The sequence below is a fragment of the uncultured Tateyamaria sp. genome (assembly GCF_947504105.1).
Taxonomy (GTDB): domain Bacteria; phylum Pseudomonadota; class Alphaproteobacteria; order Rhodobacterales; family Rhodobacteraceae; genus Tateyamaria.
Genome location: NZ_CANNGP010000021.1, coordinates 37,571 through 52,194, shown reverse-complemented (window position 1 = coordinate 52,194; position 14,624 = coordinate 37,571). Strand labels below are relative to the sequence as shown.

General features: G+C 59.8%; 14 protein-coding genes. 3 read left to right on the top strand and 11 right to left on the bottom strand.

Going from position 1 to position 14,624, the window contains the following annotated elements:
• Window positions 1-19: 19 nt before the first annotated feature.
• Both Q1A75_RS13675 and otnK read right to left on the bottom strand, forming a co-directional pair.
• Window positions 20-670: an aldolase gene (locus Q1A75_RS13675; RefSeq protein ID WP_299556042.1), complete on the bottom strand. Its 651-nt coding sequence runs from the start codon at window positions 668-670 to the stop codon at window positions 20-22.
• A complete protein-coding gene (gene otnK, locus Q1A75_RS13670; RefSeq protein ID WP_299556040.1) occupies window positions 667-1,899 on the bottom strand; it encodes a 3-oxo-tetronate kinase in 1,233 nt (410 codons plus the stop codon). Before otnK ends, Q1A75_RS13675 begins: the two co-directional genes overlap by 4 nt.
• Before the next feature lie 173 nt (window positions 1,900-2,072).
• Between otnK and Q1A75_RS13665 the strand changes: the two genes are divergently transcribed.
• Window positions 2,073-3,200, top strand: a complete 1,128-nt coding sequence (locus Q1A75_RS13665) for a beta-ketoacyl-ACP synthase III (RefSeq protein ID WP_299556038.1) — start codon at window positions 2,073-2,075, stop codon at window positions 3,198-3,200.
• Window positions 3,201-3,357: 157 nt separating this feature from the next.
• Here Q1A75_RS13665 and arsH read toward each other — a convergent pair whose 3' ends face one another.
• Both arsH and Q1A75_RS13655 read right to left on the bottom strand, forming a co-directional pair.
• Window positions 3,358-4,077 (bottom strand): arsenical resistance protein ArsH, encoded by a 720-nt coding sequence (gene arsH, locus Q1A75_RS13660; protein WP_299556036.1) that lies wholly within the window; start codon window positions 4,075-4,077, stop codon window positions 3,358-3,360.
• Window positions 4,064-4,519: a hypothetical protein gene (locus tag Q1A75_RS13655; RefSeq protein ID WP_299556034.1), complete on the bottom strand. Its 456-nt coding sequence runs from the start codon at window positions 4,517-4,519 to the stop codon at window positions 4,064-4,066. Before Q1A75_RS13655 ends, arsH begins: the two co-directional genes overlap by 14 nt.
• Window positions 4,520-4,950: 431 nt before the next feature.
• Here Q1A75_RS13655 and Q1A75_RS13650 point away from each other — a divergent pair, with 431 nt between their 5' ends.
• Window positions 4,951-5,532 (top strand): thymidine kinase, encoded by a 582-nt coding sequence (locus Q1A75_RS13650; protein ID WP_299556032.1) that lies wholly within the window; start codon window positions 4,951-4,953, stop codon window positions 5,530-5,532.
• Window positions 5,533-5,790: 258 nt separating this feature from the next.
• On the opposite strand, the gene Q1A75_RS13645 is transcribed toward Q1A75_RS13650, so the two are convergent.
• The 6 genes from Q1A75_RS13645 to Q1A75_RS13620 form a co-directional block, all read right to left on the bottom strand.
• Window positions 5,791-7,593 carry an NAD(P)/FAD-dependent oxidoreductase gene (locus tag Q1A75_RS13645; protein WP_299556030.1) on the bottom strand — a complete coding sequence of 601 codons (1,803 nt, stop codon included), beginning with the start codon at window positions 7,591-7,593 and terminating at the stop codon, window positions 5,791-5,793.
• A gap of 142 nt (window positions 7,594-7,735) precedes the next feature.
• The gene (locus Q1A75_RS13640; RefSeq protein ID WP_299592364.1) at window positions 7,736-9,562 is read right to left on the bottom strand and encodes a sigma-54-dependent Fis family transcriptional regulator; all 1,827 of its coding nucleotides are present in this window, start codon (window positions 9,560-9,562) and stop codon (window positions 7,736-7,738) included.
• 710 nt (window positions 9,563-10,272) lie between these two features.
• Window positions 10,273-11,223, bottom strand: a complete 951-nt coding sequence (locus Q1A75_RS13635) for a D-glycerate dehydrogenase (protein WP_299556027.1) — start codon at window positions 11,221-11,223, stop codon at window positions 10,273-10,275.
• On the bottom strand, window positions 11,223-11,561 hold the full coding sequence (locus Q1A75_RS13630; RefSeq protein WP_299556026.1) for a tRNA-binding protein: 339 nt from the start codon (window positions 11,559-11,561) through the stop codon (window positions 11,223-11,225). The genes Q1A75_RS13635 and Q1A75_RS13630 overlap by 1 nt, the downstream gene beginning before the upstream one ends.
• Window positions 11,554-12,366 carry a pyrroline-5-carboxylate reductase gene (gene proC / locus Q1A75_RS13625; RefSeq protein WP_299556024.1) on the bottom strand — a complete coding sequence of 271 codons (813 nt, stop codon included), beginning with the start codon at window positions 12,364-12,366 and terminating at the stop codon, window positions 11,554-11,556. The genes Q1A75_RS13630 and proC overlap by 8 nt, the downstream gene beginning before the upstream one ends.
• Before the next feature lie 30 nt (window positions 12,367-12,396).
• Entirely contained in the window at window positions 12,397-12,897 is a 501-nt protein-coding gene (locus tag Q1A75_RS13620; protein WP_299556022.1) for a YbjN domain-containing protein, read from the bottom strand.
• Window positions 12,898-13,326: 429 nt separating this feature from the next.
• Here Q1A75_RS13620 and Q1A75_RS13615 point away from each other — a divergent pair, with 429 nt between their 5' ends.
• Window positions 13,327-14,223 (top strand): hypothetical protein, encoded by an 897-nt coding sequence (locus Q1A75_RS13615; protein ID WP_299556020.1) that lies wholly within the window; start codon window positions 13,327-13,329, stop codon window positions 14,221-14,223.
• A gap of 88 nt (window positions 14,224-14,311) precedes the next feature.
• Here the strand turns inward: Q1A75_RS13615 and Q1A75_RS13610 are convergent, their stop codons facing one another.
• On the bottom strand, window positions 14,312-14,551 hold the full coding sequence (locus Q1A75_RS13610; RefSeq protein ID WP_189369483.1) for an accessory factor UbiK family protein: 240 nt from the start codon (window positions 14,549-14,551) through the stop codon (window positions 14,312-14,314).
• Window positions 14,552-14,624 lie beyond the last annotated feature (73 nt).

Sequence of the window (14,624 nt, the reverse complement as noted above, 5' to 3'; positions counted from 1 at the left end):
GCTGGGCCAGATACGTCACTCAGTCGTCCCACGCGACGTCATACGTCATGACGACCGACCGCACCTGATCCTCGGTCAACCCCTGCGCGCCCATGCCTCGCGTCATCAACGCCAGCCGTGCCGTATCCTCAAGCTCTTCGATGGCGTTACACGCCGCTTCCACATCCTTGCCTGCGACCACGGGCCCATGGTTCGCAAGCATCACCGCCGACCGCTTGCCGGCAAGGCCGCGCACCGCCTCACCCATCGCCGGATCGCCCGGCAGGAAGAAGGGGAGCAACTGAACCTTGCCAAGTTTCATGATGCCGTAGGGTGTCAGGGGCGGCAGGAAATTGTCTTCATCCGCACCGGGCAGCATGGACAACGCAACTGAGTGGCAGGAATGCAGATGCACTACGGCACCCGCCACACTGCGCGTGTCGTAAAACGCGGTGTGCAGCGGCATCTCCTTGGTGGGCTTATCTCCGGCCACATGCCGCCCACCCGGATCGAAACGGCTCAGCCGCCCCGGGTCCAACCGTCCAAAACTCGTGCCGGTGGGTGACACCAGCAGCCCGCCATCCTCGGTCCGGGCCGAAATGTTGCCCGTCGAGCCATGGGTCAGCCCCCGGTCGAACAGGGACTTCGCCAGCACGCAAATCTGTTCGCGCAACGCGCTGTCCGCACTCATGCCCGCAACACCTGATCCGCTTTTTCAAAGAAATCCTCGGTCCCGAAGTTCCCCGACTTCAAGGCAACAACCAGATCAGGCCCCGCGCGCAAAGCAGGCACACCCGGATCGATCTCCGGTCCGATGTCCAACGTATCAAGGCCCAAACCTTCGACCACCGCGCCCGACGTCTCGCCTCCGGCAGTAATGATGCGGGTCGCCCCACCGTCGCGGACCGCGCGGGCCACATCGGCAAAAAAACCTTCGAGTGCCACGGCCGACTGCTCACGGCCAAACTGATCCTGTACGTGTCGCACCACTTCCGGATCGGCAGAGGAATAGAGCAATGGCACCCCATCCTGCGCCAAGGCCCACAGCGCTGCATCACCAGCGGTCAATCGCCCTTCGATCACATCAGCTGCCAGAACCTCGCGCGCCGGATGCCGGACCGCGTGATAGGCCACCTGCGCCCGTGTCGCGATGGAACAGGAACCAGACAACGCCACGGCGCGACCGCCCTGCCCCATCCAAGGCACATCCCCGGCGACACATCCGAAGTTCGCGGGCAAACCCAACGCCACGCCCGATCCACCCGTGATCAAGGGCAGATCCCGGGCCGCTGCACCGATGGCGCGCAAATCCTCATCCCGGATCGCGTCCACCACGATGTGCCGCTTGCCCGCCGCATGCTCGGTGGCCAAGCCCGTACGGATCGCATCCGCCCCGGCAAACACGGACCCAGCGGCCACATGCCCCACCGCATATTGGGTCTGCTGCGCCAACCACCGACGAAGATCAGGGTCAGTCATGGGGGTCAGCGGATGGTTCTGCATCCCGCTTTCGCTCAACAGCACATCATTCACGAACAGGTGGCCCTGATAGACCGACCGGCCCGTACCGGGAAAAGCAGGGCAAACAATCACCTGATGGGCGTCCAATGCCTCAGCCAGCGCATCAGCCACGGGGCCAATATTGCCCTCCGGCGCGCTGTCAAAGGTCGAACAATACTTAAAGAAGAACTGCGTGCATCCCTGCGCTCTTAGCCAGCCCAAAGCCTCCAGCGACTTTGCCACTGCATCGGCTGGATCAATCGAGCGCGACTTGAGCGCAACGACGCCAGCTTCAACCGACGGGTCTGCATCCGTGCCAGGCACACCAGTGTACTGCGTCGTGCGCATCCCCCCCTTGGCGAGCGTATTGGCCAGATCACTTGATCCGGTGAAATCGTCCCCGATACATCCCAGTTTCATCTTGGCCCTCCTGCCCGTCGCGCGCACGAAAGCACCCTCACGCCCGCATTGGCAAGCCCACCACCACCCCGCCCTGTAATTTCGGGATTTCCGCAGCGGCGCACCCCCTTGCGAATAAGGGCGCGGCACCTATAAGTTCGCCCGAAACGCGACAAGCCTGAAAGGGGCGCACCTTGGCTTTCACACCAGCGATCACCGGCACGGGCCTGTTCACACCAGAGCAATCCATTTCTAACGCGGAATTGGTCGAGGCATTCAACGCCTATGCCGATCTTTACAACGCCGAACACGCCGACGCGATCGCGACGGGCGAGGTCGAGGCCAAAGACCATTCGTCCGAAGAGTTCATCTTCAAGGCCTCGGGGATCGAAAGCCGGTTCGTGATGGACAAGTCGGGCATTCTGGATCCCAAAGTCATGCACCCGCTTTTGCGTCAGCGCAGCGATGACGAACCGTCGATCATGGCCGAAATGGCACTGGATGCGGCCCAAAAGGCGCTCGCGCATGCGGGCAAGACGGCAGCGGATGTGGATGCGGTGATCTGTGCGGCATCGAACCTTGAACGCGCCTACCCGGCTGTGGCCATCGAAATCCAGCAGCTTCTGGGCATTCAGGGCTTCGCCTTTGACATGAACGTCGCCTGCTCGTCGGCCACGTTCGGCATTCAGGCGGCCGCGGACATGGTGCGCTCGGGATCGATCCGCTCGGCCCTTGTCGTGAATCCCGAGATTTGCTCGACCCATTTGGAATGGCGCGACCGCGATTGCCACTTCATCTTTGGCGACGTGGCAACGGCCACCCTGATTGAACGGGCCGAAGACGCCAAAGGCCCCTATTTCGAGATCAAGTCAACGCGCTGCGCCACCGAGTTCTCGAACAACATCCGCAACAACAATGGCTACTTGCGCCGGTCCCGCCCGGATGGAGTGAAAGACCGCCGCGACATGCAGTTCATGCAGAACGGGCGCAAGGTGTTCAAGGAAGTGCTGCCCATGGTCAGCCAGCACATTGCCGGTCACATGGCCGACGAGGGTGTCGAGGCATCGGACCTGAAACGGCTCTGGCTGCACCAGGCCAACAAAACCATGAACGACTTCATCGGAAAGAAAGTGCTGGGGCGCACGCCGGAGCCCGGAGAACAACCCAACATCCTGCAGGACTACGCCAACACGTCCTCGGCCGGGTCGATCATCGCGTTTTCCAAATACTCAGACGATCTGGCGGACGGCGATACCGGCATCATCTGTTCCTTTGGGGCGGGCTATTCCGTTGGGTCCGTGCTGGTGGAACGGCACGGCTAACCTTCGTCCTTGCAGCACGCGGACCAGGCAGGGCAACCTGACCTCGCTTGCCGGTACTTCTATCTCGGATTGCATTGGGGTGGGTGGGCAGTGATCCACGATCACAATCAGCGAACAGCGCCCAAGCAGGCTAAGGCTCAAACCTAACACCAGTCTGCTACAGCTTCTTCAGAGACACCCGCTTGTGCACGTCCTCGACGCTCTCGCAGCGCTCGGAATAGCGGTCCACAAGATAGTCTTTGCGCCCGCGCACCATCCACGTGAATTTCACCAACTCTTCCATCACGTCCACGACACGGCGGTAAAACGGCCCTTCGGGCAGACGCCCGTCCTCGAACTCCAACCACGCCTTGGCGATGCTGGACTGGTTGGGAATGGTGACCATGCGCATCCATCGGCCCAAGATGCGCATCTGGTTGACAGCATTGAAGCTTTGCGACCCGCCAGAGACCTGCATGACGGCCAGCGTCTTGCCCTGCGTGGGGCGAATGCCACCCTTCATGGACAAGGGGAGCCAGTCGATCTGGGTCTTCATCAGGCCGGTCATCGCGCCGTGGCGCTCGGGGCTGGACCAGACCATGCCTTCGGACCATGTCGCCAGTTCACGCAGTTCGACCACCTTGGGATGATCCCCGTCGGCATCATCGACAAGGGGCAGGCCGGACGGGTCGAATAGCTGTGTTTCGCAGCCCAGGTGGCACAGGATGCGCGCCGCTTCCTCGGCAGCGCGGCGTGAGTAGCTGACATCGCGCAGCGAGCCGTAAAGCAGCAGGATGCGCGGGGGGTGACCCGGATCACCGCGCGCGCGCAAGGCATCTGTATCGATCTGCGGCAACGCTTCGGCCACAAGGGCCGGAAGATCCTCAGGCACTTTCATCCTCGAGATGCAGTTTCATGTCGATCAGGACCTGTTGCAGCAAGGTCGTTTCTTTCAACAACCGCTTGGCTTCGTTGACAGTGATCACGCCATCTTCGATCGATTGCTGGTATTCGGTCATCAGCATGGCAAAGCGCTGGCTCAGGGCAATCACGTCCGAGTTTACCCCGCCCGACCGTTCGTCATTGGGGCGGCGGTCATCGTGGCTGAGCGTAATGCCCTGCAGCTCGGCCAGCGCGCCGGTGACGTGCGGGTAGCTCGCCGCTTGCTCAAGAGCAATCACCGCGTCAATGGGCATGAAACGATCCGCGTGCTCGGCGTTGTCGGAATAGTAGCGGCCAAGGGTCGCCTTGGATTTGCCAGTGAGACCGCACGCCGCCTCGATCCCGACATCCTTGACCAAGGATTCAGTATGTTTCTTCAGATAACTGCCAATGCTCATCGGCCTGCCCCCTGTTACGCGTGGCACCTATTCAACCGCACACGCGGGGAACTTGGCCAGTCTTTTCCCATTAATCATCTAGCTACCAAATGTCATTTTTAAAAGCATCCCAACGGTTTTCGGGATGTAACAAGTGCCCGGCGCCCCCAAGCGTCGGGACCGGGTGGGGTCAGTCACATCCTCTGTCCCGTGGGGGCGACAGGCCGGTCTGACCGGCAGCAGGAATGGCCGATCCGTCGGAGGTTGTGAGTATCGGGGCGGGCACCATCCCCAATCGGGCGCGTAAGCACCCAGGGCCAACCCCATCGTCACCCAGTGCCGAAGCGGCGCAAGGGCATGTAACGCAGGCGACAAGATCATGCGCGCGGCCCTTGCACCCACCTGGCACTCCCCCCTTGCCGTGACGTGTGGGCCGATTTAAGCAGCCGATCATGGCTAAGCTCTACTTCCACTATTCAACCATGAACGCGGGCAAATCGACGGTGCTTTTACAAGCCGCGCACAATTACCGCGAACGAGGGATGGAACCCTATCTTCTTACAGCGTCCTTCGATGACCGGGCAGGCGCCGCGCGGATCGCGTCACGCATAGGGATAGGGGCCGAAGCGGACACATTCACCAACACAGACAACCTTTTTGACAAGCTTACCACGCAGCGGGCAGCAGGCCCTGTCGCTTGCGTCTTCATAGATGAAGCGCAATTCCTGACCGAAGATCAGGTCTGGCAGCTGGCGCGCGCCGTGGACGACCTGAAGCTGCCAGTGATGTGCTATGGCCTGCGCGTGGACTTTCAGGGCAAGCTTTTTCCCGGGTCTGCAACACTGCTGGCCCTCGCAGACGAGATGCGCGAGGTGCGCACGATCTGCCATTGCGGGAAAAAGGCGACCATGGTGATCCGACAGGACGCTGACGGTGATGCGATCACCGATGGTGCCCAGGTGCAGATTGGCGGGAACGAAACTTATGTCTCGCTCTGCCGCAAACACTGGCGCGACGCCGTTGGGGACATCTGAGGCCGCTATCGAATGGCGGGAACGACGCCTGCCCGCTTGCAACATCACACGCGGAAATCAGATATCATACGCGGGCGGGATTCCCACTGTCGCCCGGCAGCGTCTGTTTTCACGACTCCCAAGGTGCTGTCCTGACCGCTGTGCCGGCACCGACCAACGGGGTGATGATATTATGCACACAGCACAACAAAAGCGGCGGCCATTGTTCGGTTTCCCTGGACGGGATCCGGGCCACCAAAGCCACCCGGATCGATCATATTACCGCCCCAGGTGATGGGAGTCCTGAAGCTTGTAGACAGGCGTGTCAATCCCCTCGTACCGCGCCTTGATCTGCAACGACAGGTACTGCGAATAGTGACGCGACTGGTGCAGGTTGCCGCCATGCATCCACAGGTTTTCCTGCTGCGTCGGCTTCCACATGTTGCGCTGCTCGCCTTCCCACGGGCCCGGATCCTTGGGCGTGTCCGACCCAAGGCCCCAGCACTTGCCCACCTTGTCGGCAGTGTCCTGATCGACCAGATCCGCGATCCAGCCATTCATAGAGCCATACCCAGTGGCATAGACGATCAGATCAGCCTCGAGCTTCGTGCCATCGTCCAACACGACACTGTCCTCTATCACCTCTGTCACCTGGCCGTGGGCCAGCTTGATCTTGCCATCGATGATCAACTGGCTCGCGCCCACGTCGATGTAGTAGCCGGACCCACGACGCAGGTACTTCATGAACAGGCCGGACCCATCAGCCCCCCAGTCCAATCGGAAACCAGCCTTTTCGAGACCGGCGTAGAAGTCGGCGTCAACTTCCTTGATCTTGTCATACACGGGGATCTGAAACTCGTGCAGGATCTTGTAGGGCAGTGAGGCAAAGATCATGTCGGCCTTCTGGGTGGTCACACCCGCCTCGACCGCGCGTTCAGAATAAAGATCGCCAAGGCCAATCTCCATCAACGGCTCGGAGCGCACAATATGCGTGGTCGACCGCTGCACCATGGTCACATCCACATCGCTTTCCCAAAGAGCGGCACAGATGTCATGGGCCGAGTTGTTGGACCCGATGACTACAGCCTTCTTGCCCCTGTAGGCATCCGGACCGGGATGTTTCGATGAATGGTGCTGATCGCCCTTGAACGCGTCCATACCCGGGAAATGCGGCACGTTGGCCTTGCCGGACATGCCGGTGGCCATGACCAATTGCTTGGGACGCAGGGTGATGTCCTGGCCATCGCGTTCTACGACAACGGTCCATTCTTTGGCGTCCTCATCGAATTTGGCGGATCTGGCCGTCGTCTGGGTCCAGTAGTTCAGGTCCATGACCTTGGTGTACATTTCCAGCCAGTCACCAATCTTGTCCTTGGGCGAAAAGACGGGCCAATTTGGCGGGAACGGCAGGTATGGCAGGTGGTCGTACCAGACCGGATCATGCAGGCAGAGCGACTTGTAACGGTTGCGCCAGCTGTCACCGGCCCTTTTGTTCTTTTCGATGATGATGGTGGGCACACCCAATTGGCGCAATCGGGCCCCAAGCGCGATACCGCCCTGCCCACCCCCGATAATCACCGTGTAGGGCTGAACAGAATGCCCCAGCTCTGCAATTTCCTGATCCCGCTCTTCGCGCCAGGATTTGCGGCCCTTGCCCGCACCATGCTTGGCGCCAAGAGGACGTTCATAGCCCAGCGGCTCTTCATACCCCTTCAATTCGGTCATTGAAGTAAGAAGGGTCCAGATCAACCCGTCTTTCAGACGGATCAGCCCGTAGCCGCGGGATACCTCGGTTTCGAACGTGATCCAGGCCGTCGTGATGCCACCTTCTTCTGTTGCAACCTCGTCTTTGGCAATTTGCCAGCCGGATGGCTTCGTCTTGCCCAGCTGCGATGTCAGCATGTCACGGATGTCATCGTGGCCTTCCATCGTGCGGATGTTCCATGTGAACGACACAAGGTCACGCCAGTAGCAATCGGCCTGAAACATCGACACAGCCTCATCGACATTGCCCTGGGCCAACGCATCTCCGAAACCGGTCAGCGTCGCTTCCACCAGGTCATTGTGAGTTGTATCCAGCATGTTGGGGTCTCCTCTCTCTGGTCAGAGACAGTTTTCGCGGAATCGATCCCCCCGCATACGGAAAGACCGCTGCTTGCTGCGATGCAGCTACAAAACGCGATCGGGAGTGTCGCAAACTGTTGCAATGCAACAGGGTGTTGCATCACGACCGGCGCAGACCCGCCCGCTTGATCTGGCGGTGTATCGTAGACCTGTCCACGCCGCGCAAACGCGCAACCCGGGAAATGTTCCACCCGCACTCGGTCAAGGTGCGTTCAAGGTCCCCAGTCCGTTCGGCCCCGTTACGGGTCAACGGCTTGATCACCGGATCGGGAAGCTGTTCGACATCGATATGGCCGTCATCACTCATCGCCATGGACACGCGTAACGTGTTCTTCAATTCCCGGATGTTGCCAGACCACTTGCGGTGGTTCAGGTTGGACCGGGCAGCGTCGGAGATCGTGAAAGCACGCGGTGCCGCAATGCCGACCAGCCGCATGATCCTGTCAACAAGACCGTTGAAATCAGCGCGATCACCGAGGTCGGGCAATTCAAGGCATGCACCACCCAATCGGAACATCAGATCTGTCCGCAAATTGCTCTCAGCCAAAGTCCTCGTACTGGCCGATACGATCTTTGTCTTGATGGCAATCGGGTTTGCTCCACCCGCGGGTCGAATTCCATCATCCGTGAGCGCACGGGCAAGCCTCGCTTGCACCGTCACAGGGAGTTCGTTCACGGCATCAAGAAACAAAACGCCATTTCGCGCCTGCGCGATCAGGCCTTCGTTTCCCTGCTGATCGCCGAACAGAATGCCTTCCAGTTCCCACTCCGGGAAATCGGCACACTGAACGACCACAAAGGGTGTCTGTGCATCGCGTTCCTTGTGGATGGCGCGTGCAAGCCGTTCCTTGCCCGTGCCGCTTGAACCCGTGATCCAGATCGGCAAATCGCTGCGCGCCAAACGCGCGGCCATCGCAAGGATCTTCTGCATCTTAGGGTCCCCGAATTCCAATGCTGCGAAGGCCGCTGGCAGCTTTGCCGATCGCGCCGCCTCGGGCTTGCGTGACAAGGGTTGGGGCGCGATTGCATGTGCATAAACGACTTCCCCCGTTTTCATGAACAAGCACCGATCCTGTGCCGAGCGGCCCCTCGAAAATGTCGGGAGATTATCAATCTCGAGGTCAAAGAACGCATTCACAGGCTGGCCAACGACAGGCGCTTCACACGCACCAGACAGCATCCGAAGCGCCTGATGTGTTGCGCCGACGATCCTGCCGGAACTGTCGACCGCAAGTGCGCCGTCAGGGTCCACATCGACAAATTCGGACCGTGCCGAGAATCGCAGAACCCAATTGGTGCGCATCTCGGCCATCAGGTTTGCAAGCTCGATCCGGCGTGCCGCACTTTTAACCATGTGCAAAGCCAGCGCTTGCGTCGCCTTCGGCTGCGGCGAACGTAACAGCGACACGTCCAGCACCGCCGCCAGACCACCATCAAGATCATAGATGGGGGCCGCACTGCAGCTGAGCGGTACGTGGTGCAGATCGAAATGGTCTTCTTGATGAACGGTGACGGCGTTGCCGGTCGCAAGACACGCGCCGATACCGTTTGTACCTGATTGCGCCTCTGACCAGGCGGCCCCCAGGAACAGGCCCGACTTGCGTAGATCGTCTTCGAATTTCCTATCTCCGAAATAGTCCACGGTAACGCCCTGCGCATCGGTCAGCAAAAGCACGTAATTCTGGCTCGCCACTTGGCGAAACAGGTCTTCGACACCAGACCGGGCGATCGACGTCAGCCTTTCGGCCTGTTGTTGGTGATGCCGAAGTTGTTGTTCCGGAAGAATATAAGCTGGCGAAGGTTTGGTCGGGTCCAGCCCATGCTGTTCGATACATCTGCGCCACGATGCGACGATGAAGTCGTCGCGTTCAACCGGGTATTCCGAAAGAGCGGCTTCAATTTCCTTGATGTGATCTGCTGCAGACATCGTTTCCTCCAAAACGGTTCTGCTCGTCCTCGGGGCGAAGGTATTGCCTGCCGCGCGGTTTTCCACCGCAGCTGGCTGATCGGGCATCTCGCCAACCTTGCGCCGCACTCCTCCTCTGTCACGCCGCAGGATGTTTCAGCCACAAATACTGACCGTACGGCATGAAATGTCTAGATGTATTCAACTTTGAAAAGAGGTGGCCCATGGGTTGGGACAAGGATTTCGATACTGACGTCGCTCTTATCGGATTACCGTGCTGGCACATAAGGTGTTCACGCATGAATGCTCGACATGCATGCAGTATCGGGGCCACTTGGAAAGCTCGGGCAAGAGCAACCAAGGCGACCACGCCCCGGCCTTGTAGTCCGACTTTCAGGTGTTGGTGACCTCCAAGCTGGCAAACGCCGCAAGAACGGCTGAAGAACCGCCTTTAGAACACCGCGAAAAACGAGTGTGACCTGGTTGGCTGGGCGGACCACTCAACACCACCGCTGCCCAATTCCACGCATCATCGAAAGAGGAACTTGTTCACCGGAATGGATGGCACGCGACCTGCCTGCCGCTGCCGGTCAGCAGTATGCCTCTTACGTGGTTAACATCTGCTATCTCAACCGCACGGTGGACAACTCGCTGATTTACAAGCAGGAATCGAACAAGGTGAATTCCAGCCAAACGCACCGGACACCCTGTCCCCGCGGGGACAGATTGCCTCAGACCGCGTTTGGCAGTGGTTTTCCGTCCAGAAACGCTGCGATATTCTCCACCGCGATCAGTCCCATCGCCTCCCGCACTTCAAGCGCGGCAGTTCCCAGATGCGGTAGCAACGTGACGTTATCCAACGCACGCAATGCGTCCGGCACCGCCGGTTCACGCTCGTACACATCCAGTCCCGCGCCGCCGATGGACCCGGCTTCAAGTGCCGCGACCAACGCCGCCTCTTCCACAACATCCCCTCGTGCAATGTTGATCAGATGGGCATGATCCGGCATCGCCCTCAACACGTGTGCATCGATTAGATGTCTGGTCTCTGCCCCCCCGGGGACCGCAACAACCAGCACATCGACAGAAGCGGCCAGATCGTCCAGGTCGGCGACCCGTTCCGCCGGGAAACCCAGATCTTTCTCTGACCGGTTGAAGTATGACACCTGCATGTCAAACCCGAAATGACACCGTCGCGCGATGGCTTGGCCTATCCGCCCCATTCCGACGATGCCCACTCGTTTGCCCGTCAAGTGCAGGCCCAGCATCTGCGTTGGATGCCAGCCCGGCCACGCTCCTGTCCGCACCAAACGCTCCCCCTCTGCTGCGCGGCGGGCCGACATCAGGATCAGCAGCATACCGATATCCGCGGTTGCGTCCGTAACAGCCCCGGGCGTATTTGTGACTGTGATCCCTGTGGCCTGCGCTGCACCCACGTCGATATGATTGTAGCCCACACCAAAATTCGCAAGCAGCCGACAGCGCGGCGCGTCCACATCAGCAAACACATCCGCCGAGAACACGTCTCCCAACGTCGGCAGTACCACGTCAAATTCGGTCAACGCCCGCCGCAACTCAGGGGGCGTCAACGGCAACGTCTCGCTGCGCACCTCAACCTCGCACAGCGCGCGTGCCGCCTCGATAACCGTGTCGGGCAAGGGCCGTGTGATCCACAGACGCATCAATGCATCCGTCCACCGACCGGCACATCCTTGTCCGGCGTCGCCAGCACGATATCACCCTTGTCATCAGGAAAGCCCAGCACCAGAACCTCGGACATGAAGGGCCCGATCTGGCGGGGCGGGAAGTTCACGACCGCCATCACCTGGCGGCCCACCAGCACGTCGGGATCGTAGTGCACCGTCACTTGGGCCGAGGTCTTGCGCTCACCCAGATCACCGCCGAAATCGACCCACATCTTGATGGCGGGCTTGCGCGCCTCGGGGAACGGTTCGGCCCGCACCACGCGCCCCACTCGAATATCAACTTTCTGAAAATCATCGAACGAAATCTCAGCCACGGGCCAACTCCCTGGATCGTTTGGTTGCAGCTTCAACTGCGCGGGGCAACAGGCTGGGAAAGCCAGACTTTTCGTCCATCAACACTTCCAGCGCTGCCTGTGTTGTCCCGTTGGGGCTGGTGACGTTAACACGCAATTGGGAGGGGGCCTCGTCCGCTTCCATCGCCAGATGCCCGGCGCCCGCAACGGTCGCCTTTGCCAGTTGCATTGCCAAATCCTCTGGCAGCCCTTGCGCCACACCACCGGCGGCCAAAGTTTCAATAAGATGAAAGACATAGGCCGGGCCAGACCCGCTGACGCCGGTGACAGCATCCATCTGGTCTTCGCCGTCCAGACGCACCACGTCCCCCACGGCGGAGAGCAGCATTTCGGCTTCGTCCAAGGCGTCCAGCCCGGCCCTGTTCGCACAGATCGCGGTGATCCCACGGCCGACCGCGGCGGGAGTATTTGGCATGGCACGGACGATGGGGGTAGCGGTGCCGAACGCGTCCTCGAATGCCGACAAAGGCGTACCGGCGGCAACCGAAACAAACACGGTGTCACTGCCTCCAAAGGCCGCGATGCCGGGTAAGGCGTTGCCCATCATTTGTGGTTTCACAGCGACCAGAATGACGGCGGGATGGGGGGGCAAATCGGTGTTCACATGGACGCCGGTTGATTGCACCCATGGCGACGGAGCTGGGTCTTGCACCCAGACCGATGTAGCGAGCAGGCCCCGTTCGAGCCATCCGGCGAGCATCGCCGATCCCATTTTACCGCAGCCCAGAAGCACGAGGCCCCGGGCTGCAATTCGACTGTCTTGCATTGAAAACCCCCGTTCGTTCAGGGGCGCAGGTTACGCGCGGCCATAGGCCTCCGCAATGGCGACCTGCATCGCATCCTTGGGTGTCCGGTCGCCCCAAACCAGAAGCTGCAGCGCGGGGTAGTAGCGCTCGGCACTCATGACGGCGGCGCCGATCATGGTATCGATCTGTTCCGCGCTGGCCATCTGGCCGCCGGACAGCACAAGACCGTAGCGATAGACCATCAGCTTCTGCTCTTCCCAGTAGGTGAAGGAGCCCGCCCAGCACTGGTCATTCACATGGTTCAGAAGCTCGTAAAGGCCGCCAAGCTTTTCCTCTGGTGGCTCCATTTCGAACGTGCAGACCATGCGGAGCGTTTCGTCATAGCCGGACCATGCGAGCGTGATGGAATAAGTGCGCCACTGACCTTCGACGGCCATAGCGATCTGGTCGTCTGCGATGCGGTCGAAATCCCACTCGTGGTGTTCGGCCAGATGCTCGACGATGTCGATGGGATGAATGTCGTCTTCCAGGAACTGCTCGGAAAGTGCCATGGTGCCACCTCTTATTCGCTGTAGCGCGTGGGGCTGGCAGCGCCCCAAGCGCTAGGTGCCTGCTCTAGAAACCGGGGCGATCCCCCGTGCCTCTACAAGATATGGTGACGAGGGTGCAGCCATCTGGCAACCCTTTATTTGGGGATAACCGCAATAAGTTGGGGAGAGGTCGGTTTGATAGGCAAGATCGAGGGGGCGAAGAACCAGTCACCGAAACAGCCATCGTACGCGCCGCACCCGCTGGGCATGTATCCCGTTGACCAGGAAGGCGGGCTTTCGCCACTTTGTGGCAGGCGGGAGTGTCCGGCACTTTGCACCCTTCTGCACCTCACCTACGATCAAACGGCAGGCGAGGGCCTGTTGCAAACCGGGGTAGAGCCAGCAGTGCCAGCGCGCTTGCCTTCCGCTCTGTGACTGGCAGAGGGAGCCATGACCAAGGTCCAGCAGTTTTTTCAAGAATGCGTGGATGAGCTGCGACCGCATGGTTGGTTTGCTGCTTCAACATTCGACACAATTGAGGGTGTGATGAAGGCCTATAGGGCCGACATCCTTTATGGTGAAGAATTTGAAGCCATCGACGACCTGTTCGAAGACATGCGCAGTTACTACTTCGCAGGTTTGCTGGCACTTGATCGGAAGTGCTGTACCCATTTCAATATGAATAAGGCCGGTGCGGAAGGCGGCAAAGGCTACTACCAAGGGCTGGTCCAACACCTTGTCAGCTGCTTTGCGGACGATGTTGTCGCCGTCGAAGACTGGACGCTTGCGGAGCAGGGTTTCGCAAACATCGTTCCGGTGCATGTGTCGGCGACCCTGCGATCCCAATGGGTTGCCGATGGCGACGACGCAAAGCGAGTGGAGATAGACCAGAGTTTTGCACCGATGCGATCATGGTCAGACTACGAGTTCGTCGCACAGCTTGTACAGCGTCCTTTGGGAGACAAACGCCATCAAATGCTGTCACGGCCCGGAATAGATGAAGAATGGGCAATTTTCATTTTCCCACCGAACAAAGCCGCCGCTGACGCCCTGGTGCGATTGGAAAAGAAGCTGTTCAGCAAAAACGAGCGCAGCGAGTTTTGGACGCATCCTGTCCAAGATCTTCCACAACCGACGGAAGCCAATATCGAAGACATCATGCGCACGGCCGGTCACGATGTCGAACTGGTCGAAGACAGCTTTGGTGGACAGACCGTTCAGGTCAAATCGAAACAGTTCTTGGGCATCCCTTTCCGCGTCTGGATGATCATCGTGCTGCTATTTATTGCGGTTATCATCAATATCGAAGGGATCGCCCAGCTGTTTGGGATTCCGATCTCTGTCTGAGGCAACCCTCTGTTCTCAGACAGCCAACGCCGCACCAACAAAAAAAGCCCGGCGTGGACCGGGCTTCCTGTTCGGACGGTGGTCGCGCCTATTTCCCTTCAAGCGCCTCGATCCGGGCCTTCAGCGCTTCGTTCTCTTCCCGCGCCTTCTGTGCCATCGCACGCACCGCGTCGAACTCTTCGCGGGTGACGAAATCACGATCCGCCAGCCAGCGGTCCATCATGGATTTCATCGCCGTCTCGGCCTCGTCCTTCGCGCCCTGGGCCACGCCCATCGCATTGGTCATCAATTGCGAGATGTCGTCGAAAATCTTGCCGCGTGCCTGCATGATGTCGTGATCCTTTGAAACCTGATGCCTATATGGGCACACACGCGGGGCGAGGCAAGGTTGACCTGCCCCC

What these genes read in the sequence shown, in the direction of transcription:
- Q1A75_RS13675 (WP_299556042.1), bottom strand. Translation starts at nt 670, where the DNA reads ATGAGTGCGGACAGCGCGTTGCGCGAACAGATTTGCGTGCTGGCGAAG.
- otnK (WP_299556040.1), bottom strand. Translation starts at nt 1,899, where the DNA reads ATGAAACTGGGATGTATCGGGGACGATTTCACCGGATCAAGTGATCTG.
- arsH (WP_299556036.1), bottom strand. Translation starts at nt 4,077, where the DNA reads ATGAAAGTGCCTGAGGATCTTCCGGCCCTTGTGGCCGAAGCGTTGCCG.
- Q1A75_RS13655 (WP_299556034.1), bottom strand. Translation starts at nt 4,519, where the DNA reads ATGAGCATTGGCAGTTATCTGAAGAAACATACTGAATCCTTGGTCAAG.
- Q1A75_RS13650 (WP_299556032.1), top strand. Translation starts at nt 4,951, where the DNA reads ATGGCTAAGCTCTACTTCCACTATTCAACCATGAACGCGGGCAAATCG.
- Q1A75_RS13645 (WP_299556030.1), bottom strand. Translation starts at nt 7,593, where the DNA reads ATGCTGGATACAACTCACAATGACCTGGTGGAAGCGACGCTGACCGGT.
- Q1A75_RS13640 (WP_299592364.1), bottom strand. Translation starts at nt 9,562, where the DNA reads ATGTCTGCAGCAGATCACATCAAGGAAATTGAAGCCGCTCTTTCGGAA.
- Q1A75_RS13635 (WP_299556027.1), bottom strand. Translation starts at nt 11,223, where the DNA reads ATGCGTCTGTGGATCACACGGCCCTTGCCCGACACGGTTATCGAGGCG.
- proC (WP_299556024.1), bottom strand. Translation starts at nt 12,366, where the DNA reads ATGCAAGACAGTCGAATTGCAGCCCGGGGCCTCGTGCTTCTGGGCTGC.
- Q1A75_RS13620 (WP_299556022.1), bottom strand. Translation starts at nt 12,897, where the DNA reads ATGGCACTTTCCGAGCAGTTCCTGGAAGACGACATTCATCCCATCGAC.
- Q1A75_RS13615 (WP_299556020.1), top strand. Translation starts at nt 13,327, where the DNA reads ATGACCAAGGTCCAGCAGTTTTTTCAAGAATGCGTGGATGAGCTGCGA.
- Q1A75_RS13610 (WP_189369483.1), bottom strand. Translation starts at nt 14,551, where the DNA reads ATGCAGGCACGCGGCAAGATTTTCGACGACATCTCGCAATTGATGACC.